The sequence below is a fragment of the Turicibacter sp. GALT-G1 genome, assembly GCF_025594995.1.
GTDB classification, from domain to species: Bacteria; Bacillota_I; Bacilli_A; order MOL361; family Turicibacteraceae; genus Turicibacter; species Turicibacter bilis.
On the sequence record NZ_JAMQUS010000045.1, the window covers coordinates 1 to 11748 of the forward strand.

Annotated in this window: 10 protein-coding genes and 2 pseudogenes; 11 read left to right on the forward strand and 1 reads right to left on the reverse strand. The window is 32.7% G+C overall.

Annotation, left to right across the window (positions count from 1 at the left end):
- Positions 1–570: 570 nt before the first annotated feature.
- The 11 genes and pseudogenes from NEH74_RS08325 to NEH74_RS08375 form a co-directional block, all read left to right on the forward strand.
- Positions 571–804 (forward strand): annotated as a pseudogene (locus NEH74_RS08325) (phage terminase small subunit P27 family); the annotation flags it as partial.
- A gap of 37 nt (positions 805–841) precedes the next feature.
- On the forward strand, positions 842–1282 hold the full coding sequence (locus NEH74_RS08330) for a phage holin family protein (protein WP_055275811.1): 441 nt from the start codon (positions 842–844) through the stop codon (positions 1280–1282).
- 2 nt (positions 1283–1284) lie between these two features.
- Positions 1285–2181, forward strand: coding sequence for an N-acetylmuramoyl-L-alanine amidase (locus tag NEH74_RS08335; protein ID WP_262941262.1), 897 nt, complete (start codon positions 1285–1287; stop codon positions 2179–2181).
- A 408-nt stretch (positions 2182–2589) separates the two neighbouring features.
- A complete protein-coding gene (locus NEH74_RS08340; protein ID WP_262941263.1) occupies positions 2590–3264 on the forward strand; it encodes a hypothetical protein in 675 nt (224 codons plus the stop codon).
- A gap of 1160 nt (positions 3265–4424) precedes the next feature.
- Positions 4425–4604, forward strand: coding sequence for a hypothetical protein (locus tag NEH74_RS08345; RefSeq protein ID WP_262941264.1), 180 nt, complete (start codon positions 4425–4427; stop codon positions 4602–4604).
- Between the two features lie 1337 nt (positions 4605–5941).
- Positions 5942–6214 (forward strand): annotated as a pseudogene (locus tag NEH74_RS08350) (IS1595 family transposase); the annotation flags it as partial.
- Positions 6215–6296: 82 nt separating this feature from the next.
- Positions 6297–6563: a hypothetical protein gene (locus NEH74_RS08355; protein ID WP_262941265.1), complete on the forward strand. Its 267-nt coding sequence runs from the start codon at positions 6297–6299 to the stop codon at positions 6561–6563.
- Positions 6564–6777: 214 nt separating this feature from the next.
- Positions 6778–6999: a hypothetical protein gene (locus NEH74_RS08360; protein ID WP_262941266.1), complete on the forward strand. Its 222-nt coding sequence runs from the start codon at positions 6778–6780 to the stop codon at positions 6997–6999.
- The gene (locus NEH74_RS08365; protein ID WP_055305972.1) at positions 6984–7406 is read left to right on the forward strand and encodes a hypothetical protein; all 423 of its coding nucleotides are present in this window, start codon (positions 6984–6986) and stop codon (positions 7404–7406) included. The genes NEH74_RS08360 and NEH74_RS08365 overlap by 16 nt, the downstream gene beginning before the upstream one ends.
- A 524-nt stretch (positions 7407–7930) precedes the next feature.
- Positions 7931–8686 (forward strand): Tim44 domain-containing protein, encoded by a 756-nt coding sequence (locus NEH74_RS08370; protein WP_262941268.1) that lies wholly within the window; start codon positions 7931–7933, stop codon positions 8684–8686.
- Positions 8687–9689: 1003 nt separating this feature from the next.
- Positions 9690–10775 (forward strand): VanZ family protein, encoded by a 1086-nt coding sequence (locus NEH74_RS08375; protein WP_082427850.1) that lies wholly within the window; start codon positions 9690–9692, stop codon positions 10773–10775.
- A gap of 92 nt (positions 10776–10867) precedes the next feature.
- Here the strand turns inward: NEH74_RS08375 and NEH74_RS08380 are convergent, their stop codons facing one another.
- Positions 10868–11203, reverse strand: coding sequence for a hypothetical protein (locus NEH74_RS08380; RefSeq protein ID WP_055305968.1), 336 nt, complete (start codon positions 11201–11203; stop codon positions 10868–10870).
- Between the last annotated feature and the right edge of the window lie 545 nt (positions 11204–11748).

Consider the following 11748-nt stretch of genomic DNA (forward strand, 5'->3'; position numbering starts at 1 on the left):
TGTTTAGTTTGCTAGCCTCAAATCTTATGGTTATCAATCGTTACTGAGGTGATTTTTTAAACCCACTGAAATAATATAATTAAAAAATTAGACAATACTCTAAATTATTTCTATATATAATCCCCTAACGACCAAGCAAATAAAATAAGCAACTAATCAGTCAAATAAAGATTTGATATATGATTTAAGCGATTGAATCTTGCTGGGATGAAACCGCAAATCAAGATATAATAATTAATGTAACGAGATAAACCGTTACCATATACTCAATCTCCTCCATTTACTCATATCTATTCTTTAAACAAATGTTTTTAATGCTTATTTATAAATCAACAAGAGTTTTTTATATTTTTCTTTTATGCCGTTCGTTTGAATGGCTTTTTTTATAACTATCAATGAAAGGGGAAGTGAAAATGGAAAACAGATTAAGAGGAAATTGTGACTTGGCTTACAGTGCAAGAGAGGGATTGCCTGATGAAGTCAAAAGGTTGTATGAGGCGATGGGTCACCTGGCATTTTCGAAGAAAATGTATCCTCAATTGCTAGGGAAAGGCCTGGCATTTAGAGGGGGCAGATGTGTTAAGTAATCTTGATATTGATTTGATTGAAATGACCGCCTATGCCATTTATCGAATGCGTCAAGCAAGAGAATCACTCGATCAAGAAGGGCTATTAATTCAGCAAGGGGAAAAGCTCGTTAAAAATCCTGCGGCTAACATCGAAAAAGACTATCAGAAAATCTTTTGGCAGGGGTGTGTTCAGTTGGGGCTTAGTCCAGTCAGTCGAGTAAAACTCGGTAAATAAAATTTTCTTATTCTTAACATGAAAGGGGGTGTGAAACGTGATAGCAACCAAAATGATAGAGGTCTTTTCACATGAAATTAGTGTGCCAGTTGGGGGAATGACATTGGTAGTTTTTTTAATGATCTGTGATATTCTCAGTGGAATATTTAAAGCCATCGCTCAGAAGCGGGGCATCAATTCAACCATCGGAACGAACGGACTTATTAGAAAAGCAGGGGTCTTATTGGCGTTATTAGTATTTATTGTGGTAGATTCTCTTGTGGAATTAAACTTTGTTTCGCTCATTCCAAGTGAGGTGTTAGACGTGTTCAAGCTTCAACAGACATGTATTGGACTTAGCCATGTCATGTTAGGCTTTTTTGGACTCTTTGAACTCGTGAGCTTGTTTGAGAATTTAGGGGAAGTTGGGGTACCATTACCAAACTTTATTATGAAATCGGTGGAACGCTTAAAAGTTACATTAGAGGGGGAAAAATAAAAATGTATATTATTAAACAAAATTTAGTCGCATCAGAAAACTATTCGGTAAAATGTCCACATTCCATGACTGCTGAATTTATCGTCGTTCATAATACCGCTAATGATGCAACAGCAGAGAATGAGGTTGCCTATATGATTCGTAATAAAAATCAAGTCTCCTTTCATTATGCCGTCGATGATCAAGAGGTTGTCCAAGGTGTACCGATTAACCGTAATACTTGGCATGCAGGAGATGGGAATGGCGAAGGGAATCGAAAAGGAATTTCAATAGAAATCTGTTATTCCAAATCAGGGGGAACACGCTTTGATCAAGCTGAAAAAAATGCCGCACACTTTATCGCGACTCTTTTAAGAGAACGTCAGTGGGGCATCGAAAAGGTGAAAAAACATCAAGATTTTAGAAATAAATATTGCCCTCATCGCACCCTTGATAAGGGGTGGAATGGCTTTATTCAAATGATTAAAAGTTATTTAAATGATATACCCGTAACATCCTCATCAGGCTTTAGAGTCGGTGATAAGGTTCGAGTGAAGGAATCAGCCACACAGTATGCCACAGGACAAGCACTGGCATGGTTTGTGAAAGGCTCGATTTATGAAGTCACAAAGGTAGCGGGAGATAGACTGTTGTTATCGGATATTATTTCGTGGGTTTGGGTTGATGACGTGGAAAAGGTGAGTGCTAATCCCGTTGTTGCAACAGATAACACATTCTTAGTTAAGATTATCTGTGACGAGTTAAACATCAGACAAAAAGCTGATTTTAATTCAGAGGTGATCGGAGTTGTTAAAAAGGGGGAAGTATTCACGATCGTGGACCAACAAAATGGATTATATCAATTGAAATCAGGAGCGGGATGGATTTCAGCTGCAACTAAATACGTTCAAAAAATATAAACTAATATGCTATAATAATGATAGGTGGAAACCTAAATATAATACTAAAAATCAAATATCAAAAATGAACAGCAAAAAGAGGTGAATTCGAACGCATTCGTTTCCACCTCTTTTTTATTTCATCAGTATTATCCCGTATGTGTACGACACTAGGCCCGATGAGGGGATTACATTACAAACTCTGGTAGAGTTTGTGGCATAGCCTAAAACAAAGTGGGCACCCTGCGATTTACGAAGTAAATGTATGATTCGCTAGTAGGGAATGCATACACACCAAATAGAAGTCTAAATACAAGGGGGAGAACAACAGTTCAGCAGTTAGTGTCGATAATCAAAAAAATAAAAACACAATTCAGTGTTTTTTATTTTTTGAGGGGTAAAGTAAATAATAAAGAAAGGAGAAATACCATGATTAAAAAATATGTGCTTTCAATATTAACTTTACTAATGGTTTTTAGCTGTATAAGAGTTGATGCAAAATCAGTAGATTCTTATGATTCTTATACAAAATTAGTAAATCCTTATAAGGTAAATAAAAATGAGGAAGAATTTATAAATGTTGAATTTGATGATTCTTTTTTTACGCTAAAAATAAAGGTAAGCAATGGCGAAATCATTGGATATAGTCCACTCCCTCAAATAGCAAAAACAATGACTGATGAACAACTAGTTCAAATGATTATTGATGGTGCCGAACTTATTTATGGAAAAGATAGTGAACGTTATGAGTTAAATAAAAATAAATTCACAACATTACTTGAAGAAGGTAGTTTTCACTACTCCGATTTCGTTTGTTATCTAACTAAACTTATTCAACCTAGATCTGAACTCCATAAAGAAAAAGATAAATTTATGAATATTACATTTGATCGTTCAGAGTTTTCTTTAGCAATTAGAGCTAGTGATGGAGAAATTACTGGATTTGGACCACTTCCGGAATTTGATATGACTGATGAAAAATTAGCCCAAATGGTTATCGATTGTTCTGAACTTATTTATGGAAAAGATAGTGAACGTTATGAGTTAAATAAAAATAAATTCACAGCATTACTTGAAGAAGGTGGGATGCACTATTACGATTAAAAAATTTAATGAATCTGATAGTAAAAAAAGAGCTAATTAATTGTAGCCTATCCACGGTAGGCGCTAATCTGTTATTTCCTTTTATGACGAGAGATTATCGTCTGATTAAAGAAGAGACTGAAATCACAAGATGAACAAGAAACCAACACGACATGAATGTGGTGTTGGTATCCTTGGTTTTTGGGGAATGAATTTAAAAAGCATTCAGATAAATCATAGGCATCCCGCTACAAGAATTAATCAAACTTCAATGCCCATAAAAAAATCATTAATCGATAGGCTAATCATGTTTGCACATCATTCACCTTTTCTTATTTGATGCTAAGGTGCAAATCTAACGATTTTTGCACTTAGCGGAAATCCATACTTAAACAGCGTAATCACTAAACATTCAATCCGCCCGTGCCACCATCCTAGCGTATGGTTAGGGCGTGGGGCTTGATGTTTAGTACTGTATTTAATAAAGGTCATTCAGAGTAGCGGGAAAATCATTTTTCTACTTAGTGTTTAACTTAGTACCTGGTTTCATGAAGCTGCTAACTGTTGCAAGGCAAGAATTAGCGCTTCATGATCCTAAACATTTATTATAAAAATTTTGTTGTTCATAAAAAGTTGTCATTCTTCGAGTAGAATGATCAATCACAAATAATAAGAAAACCAACATGTCATAAATGCGGTGTTGGTATCCATGATCATTGTGATAAAGATATAAAAAAGGATTGAAATGATCATAGGCATCCCGCTACAACGAAAGATAAAATCTTATCTCCAAAAGAAAGAGTCACTAAATGATCAATCCCACCGAGTCACCCGCCTATTGTATACGTCGGGTGTGGTGTGGCTTGATATTTAGTTGCTGTATTTAACGAGGGTCATTTATCGTAGCGGGAAATCACCTAATGTTTTTAACATAAAGGCTCTGTTTTAAATTAGTGTTGATAATACAAAATTTTCGCATAATTCACTTCATTTGGTGTAGTATAATAAATGTGCAAACATTTGTTTAGGTGGTGGGTTCTATGGCGAAAAAGAACAGCCGCGTTTGTTTAAAACAAGAAAAAATTATATAAATAATTAGTTTGACATATAATGACAATAAGTTTTATAATAGTGCAATCAGCAAATTATTACATAAGTTATGAATTTATGGGGTGAATTTTATGAGTGAAAACAACGTTAAAAACAATGTCGGCGACAAGGATGAAAATAATTATAATTACTACTTTCCACTTTTTACGGGAATAGGACTTGTCTTTGGTGTGGTACTTAACCAGATAGCAATAGGATTATGTTTAGGTGTTGTTGTTGGTCTTATTTTAGATTATAAAAAGAAAAAGTAGATTAAAATTAAAGTTTAATATAAAAAGTGGACAGGGAATCTGTCCACTTTTTAATTACTCAATATCAACACTTATTTAAAACAGAACCAACATAAAAAAATATGTATAAGTATGAAAAAGCCCTAATAATTGCAGGGGGGAAGCAATGATTAGGGTTTACTTGAATTTAAATATCTAATTATAAGGAAGAGTAGAAAGTAAATTTTCAATACGTGCTAGGGGGAGTAGCACACTAATGTTATTGGCATAAATGTTGAATAGTATTCACTTTATAAAAAATAAGTGATGATCGTGCCCTCATTAACAAGAGAGTATTTGACTAACCATAGGTGTCCCGCTACAATAAAATATCTAATTACATTTTCACTAAGGAAATACATTAAAACATGGATAGGCTAATCATGTCAGAAGAGAATTAACATCATTAGCCTTTTCTTATTGGATGTTTTATCTTAGAACAAGACAATCACTAAGCATCAATCCCCTTATTTGCCCATATCGTGCCGATATTGGGGCGTTGGGGTTTGTTGCTTAGCTTTTTTGTTTAACTAAGATTATTCAACGTAGCGGGAATATCATTAGTATACCTAGTGTTCTTCTGCATACAATCTAATTCTAACTTTCTAAAGAGTTAAGACTTCATAAAAAGTGCTCATTCTTCTAAGTGGAAGGATATTTCACAAATCATAAGAAAACCAACACGGCATAAATGCGGTGTTGGTATCCTTGATTTTTTGGGAATGAATTTAAAAAGCATTCACATTAATCATGGGCATCCCGCTACCATGAAACGATCTAATGGTATTTCCCCTAAATATCAATTCACCTGCGCCATATCCTACGGATATTTTTGACGGGTGGAATTGCTATTTAGGTGCTATCTGTAGTGGAAGGCTATATATAGGTGAATTTAGTAGATCGAAGTTGAAATTTCTTAGATGGGAAGAATGAAAAATATTTTGTGTGTGATATACTATATGTACATAGATGAAATTTATGAAAAGAGGGGATAGGGATGGAAGTTTATATCATGCCAAGTTTAGGGTCTATTATTTATCAAATATTATTTTTAATCGTTATAGCCTCCTTGATTTATTCGTGGTTCTTGTTTGTTAAAGCGCTAAGAATTTATATAAAAAAGAATTCTTCAAAATAACATCGGTTTCAGTTTTGGGAGAATTTTTAAAGAATTACAATGATTTTTACACCTCTAAAATCTACCTAAATATTTACTGTAACACCAAAGAAATTGTATCTTTATTTTAGATGAAAAAATAAGTAAATTTACAAACAAAAGGCAACCTATTATTTAGGTTGTTTTTTTGTTTGTAAATTATAATAAAGTTATTCCATCAGGAAAACACATGAAAGGTATTTATCACATTCAACACATCAATGGATTTCATAGTAACTTCAAATCTTTCTTACAAAAATTTAGAGGAGTTTCAACTAAACATTTACATAGTTATTTAATGTGGTTCAAGTGGATTGAGCTTTTTAAAGATGAAAAAGAACTTCTAAAAATTCGGAAAGCTTACGTTCAATCACAAGCAAGTTATTCTGTAATAGGTAATGAAATGATTAGTAGTAGAACTCCGGGATTTATTTAATAAAATAAATTAAAATGGATTTATATGGTATAATAGATATAATAAATTATAGTTACTAATAGGACTTGTGGGGGGATGTATCATGCTTACTCAGGAAGAAAAAGAGTTTTATGCCGATGGACATAGAGTCTATAAAAAGATAGGAAAAACTATTCTATATACAATTTTAGTATTTATAGTTTTTAGTATTGGCTTAAATAGTTTAACACAAACATTATTACCTAATATGAGTGTTGAGTCGTCTAATACATGGATAATTATTTGTTGTTGTGTAGGGATAATCTTTACAATCTTTTATTGTACATTTACTCTATTAGAGAAACTGGAGAAATTAACAAATAAAAAATAGAAGGTCTATAGTTTCAGATCATCTATTTTTTATTAAATATCAACATTTTTTTAAAACACAGCGTTTATTATTTATTAGCTGCCGATTTAATTAGTTAAGTAGATATCAACACTCTTCTAAAACAGAGCCAATACTTAAAAATATCCATAAAGAAAATAATAAAACCAATCTTTTGTGGTAAAATGAGGTAAATGATTGATGAGGCGGTTTTACGATGGATAAGTCAACTATTATTCAATTAGTCGTATGCTTGGGTGGGATAGGAAGCATTGTTGCAGGAATATTATATTTTCTCTCATTTGATTCTTATATGAAAGATACTGATAGACGTGTTGAAGAATCAGAGGAAAAATCACTAAAAACAAAAAATAGCATTGATTTTAAAAAAAATCATATGGCTTTACAAGAGGCGATTGTAGTATGCGGAAGATTTTAGGATTTTTATTTTTTTCTATTCTGATGTTAACTGTGTCTGCTTGTTCCATATCAGGTCAACACAATGAAACAAAGTTTACTATTTCAATTAGTAATTCATCAGGTGAAGAAATTAAGGGATTAGTGTTTGAGTATTATCTCGATGGGGTTGCTATAGGTGGCGGCGATATTGTGCCTTATGATACTGAAACGATAGCGAAAAATGAAACTATAATCCAGACTTTTACCCCACGAGATTTTCCTGAAGATTCTAAATTATCAAATTTTTCAATTCAGTATTCTGTTATTTCAAGTACAGATGAAGTTGCTTTGTGTAAGAACGTAACTATAGTTGATGCACAATATGGAAACGACTATAAATATTTTTTACATGGTAATTCTGAGAATGGCTTCATAGTGGAAGGATAATAACAGTAAACTAAACAACTTGAATTAATTAATCTAATTCAAGTTGTTTTTTTATAATCTCTCTTACAGTGGCGTAATGTTCTATTGATTAAAGAATTATATTTCATTGCAATTCCATTTAATTTTTTGGAGTGTTTTAAAAAATAGGCGATGTTTTAGAAACAACATTAAAATTTAACAGAGATTTTGAACAACTTAGGTAAGTCCCCTCCTTCTACAAGTGGGGATGAATTGTGGCCCTTTGTGATGTGAGAGAAAAAAATTATATTTTCCCGTCCTAGACGGACTGATCATTTAAGTTTGAGTATTCAGCCTCATACCCGAGCGCTAGTCAAATTGGTGGGCGTATGATATAATCCTGCTTAGACATGAACAGCGATTGCCAAAGGGATTTTAAATGGGTTAATGATTGGGTATTCAGATGACAAAAAAATAAAACACCTAAAAAGCTCCAAATACCTATTAAATAGTCGCCTTGATCGCTTACTGGCGCTTTTTTTCGTTGGGGAAGAGGAGGAATTAATATGAAAAAAAGATGGATGGTGTTAGGTATCATTATTGCATTGGTTATGGGATACTGTCAGATGGTCGCACAGGCAGATGTGGGAGGTTCTTTTTCAGGCAGTAGTTCAAGCAGTGGTGGAAGCAGTAGTAGTGGACGAGGGTCAACTTATCGCTCATATTCTCATTTGCCTTATAGGAGACGATATGGGTCGCAGAATTCGCCTATTGTGTTAGTAGTGATGGGCGGTCTATTAGTTGGTGGATTACTAAAACGTTTCAACCAACATCAACAACAGAAAAACGAGAGCCGAATCGCCTTAGCGCGGATGTGCGATGTAGACCCGACATTTGAAGAGGATGACTTTTTGAATAAAGTGCAAGATATCTTCTTAAGTGTACAAGAGGCTTGGTCTTCAAGAGACATGCGCTCGGTTCAAGACGTCGAAACGCCTGAACTCTTCAGGCTTCACCAATCTCAATTAGAGATGTATCATCAAAAAAATTGGACGCCTCATGTTGAGACGCAACGCATTACAGGGGTTCGGTTGGTCTCTTTTTTGGAAACGATTAATGAAGTCTCCTTAGTGGTGTGTTTGTCGGCTCGTGTGGTAGATTACACCTCAAATCGGGACGGTTTGGTGGTTGAAGGGGAAAAAGGTAAAATACATCATCGTGATTATCGTTTGCGTTTCACTCGCCCCAAAGAAACCATTCAGGATTGGCGCTTAGATGATTATCGCGAGTGGATGGAGAATGAGTTTTTGCGTTATCAGTAGGGCATGATAAGTAATGGTTTAAGCAACCCCTCTATGTCAAGAACATAGAGGGGTTTTTTGATGTAATAAAACCGACAACTTCGTGTTTCTATCCTTCTTAATCAGCTAACTCCTCTCAATGGATTTGAAATTAATTAAAGAACCACTCTTTAAATTAAATTGCATTTTCTTACTATTTGAATGTATTGATACGTCAACATTTCTAAAAAAACAACAAAGTATAACAGAGCTTTTATTTAACGAAGTTCATTCATCGTAGCGGGATATTATTTTTTGTAGATAAAGAATAAATTTTAGTACCAAGAAATTGCTAAAAGCCTCAACGGTTGCAAGGCAAATATTGGGGCTTTTATCCTTATAAAGAGAAATATAAATACAAGGTCTGTAAATAACGGTTCAGTTATGATCCGTAAACGGTAGGCACTGAACGGTTATTGACTCCATCTACTAAATTATATCTTCTGATTAAAGAAGAAATCAATGTAGCAAGAAAAGTAGGAAAATCAAAACGACAGAAATGTGGTTTTGGTATCCATGCTTTTTATCGTGCTAGGATATAAGACATGAAGGATATAACCATAGGTATCTCGCTACAAGCAGCACTCTAAATACTTTTTATAAAAGGATGTGTTTTAGATAAATGTTGTTATTATCAACAATATTATCTAACACAGTGATTTTTTTAGGAGATAACAAAATCAATTAGCCTATAAAAAATAGTCACAATATCAGGTAAAATATGGTATTATGGAGGTGTGAATTAAGCGTAATTATATTAGAAACTAACTAAATAGGGTTTGATAGATATTAGAAAGGAGAAAGTGTATGAAAATAACCAAAATCTGTCCCAAATGTAACAGTAAAGATATTATTAGAAATGGAGGATATTCCAAGATTAAAAAAGAAATTTAAATAATAAAGGAGCGATGGCAATTTATTGTTTTTTTGCCTACATAAGCATCTGATATTGGTTGGGTAGTATGATATAAGTGAGGGATAGTTGATGATTATAGTTTTTGTAGTGATTTATTTGATTTATCGTATTTGTTGTTATGTAAAAAGTAAGAGATTTGATGCTTTGAAAGAATTTCTTTATTTCATACTTTTTCTTTATTTTTCCGTTATAGCTCAAGTGACTATTTTTAAACACGGGCATGTATTTGAATGGCCAAGTAATAGAGTAGCAACAATGCATCGAATAAATTTGATCCCGTTAATTGAAACGATTAAAATGTTAACAGATGGTTGGAATATAGGATATTCTTATTATCAAGTCATTGCAAATATATTATTATTTATGCCATTAGGGTTTTTATTACCTTTATTATTTGAAGATATAAGAAGTTTGAAGAAGGTATTCGTCTATGGTTGTTTAACGTCAGTCATTATTGAAGTTTCTCAAATCTTTACTGTAATGAATGTAGTTGATATAGATGATGTAATGCTCAATACTTTAGGAGCTGTGTTAGGATATGCTTGTTATTTGATTTTTACTCAAGTAGTCCATCGATTAAAGTTAAAACCTTTCGTAAATAAATTAATAATAACTTCAACCGCGACTCCATGGAAAAAATCAGTGATTCCAGTTAGTTTAATGTTGATAGTCAGTGTTGTGATGAGTGTCTATACTTATATTGATGGCACAGTAAGTGCAGATTTGAGTGATGAAGACTTAATTTTAGCAAGTTATAATCCAGATTTAAGCACTTATGTTTTAGGGAAAGAGTATGGAGACTATCGATTTCTTTTACAAGAACATAAAGATTCTTTAGATGTTAAGGTTTATGAAATTGATCAGTTTAATCGATTATCTGCTCCCATGACTTATGGGTACGATTTGATATCAAAGGAAGAATCACATGCACAGGATATTTATAATAAGGTTTGGTTTATTTTTGGATTCAATGAGAAAGCTACTTCAGTGCGTATGACATATATGGATGAATCATATGAAGAAGTATTACCATTAAGATCATATTTAGTCATTTATCCAGAAGATGTAACATTCGATTTATTTATTGAAAATAGTAAGGTTGAATTTTTAAATGCATTAGGAGAAGTTATTGAAAGTACAGAGTTAGAGAACTAATCTAACAACCTTTCACATGTATAAGAAGAGTATATAGTAAAAGCCATCAAGATAGTTAGTTCTTGATGGCTTATTTTTTATTCAATAATTGATTAGATTCCAAAATGAATGATATATTTATTTTCTTTTTTTGCTTGATTAGCTAATGAAATCAAATCATTATATTCTGATTGATGTTGTGAGGACAAAATTTGTATGAACAATTCTATTGACTGAGGAGGTATCAATGTAATACCACAGTATGCAAGACCTTTACCTGGAACTTGAAGTGTATGCCAATAACAAGGTACATTTTCTAAATCCATTAAAATATCTTCAATAAAATCATCGTGAAGCTGAATGCAATGGTATTTCTCAGGTTCAGATACATCAAATCGTTCGTTATTCATAGGCTCATTTTGCATAATTCCAAAGTCATGTTTTGCCATATTATCACCTTTTTTAAAGTTCGATGTATTTCTTGTAAAACACAACGTTTTATTTTTTTCTTAGAAATCTGTAAATGATGTAATACACTACTTCTAAAATGATTCCGTATACGATAACAGGAATAAAAATTGTTACAACAGGCGCACTATTATTGATAGTGTCATAATTGATCATCAGAACAACGCATAATGTAATAACTATAATTACATTTAATATACTCGCAATCTTAAAAATATTTATTGAATTATATTTTTTGGACAATAAAAACTGTAAGACTAAAAGTAACTATTCAGCCTAGTATAAGAGGGTAGGCTGAATAGTTACGTTTATTTTAGTTATTATTTCAGCTACAGGAATTGATAGCTTCAATTGGTTCATTACCATTCCAATATGGATTTCTTTATTGATCAGTGGCATTGGGTTTTCATCTGCTAATAAAAAATGGAATATAGCAGCTTGGATTTCAACACTGATGCTAACACTCAGTTCAATTGTTATCGGATATTATGACTATTTTCAATGGGTGGATAGGTTACAATTAATT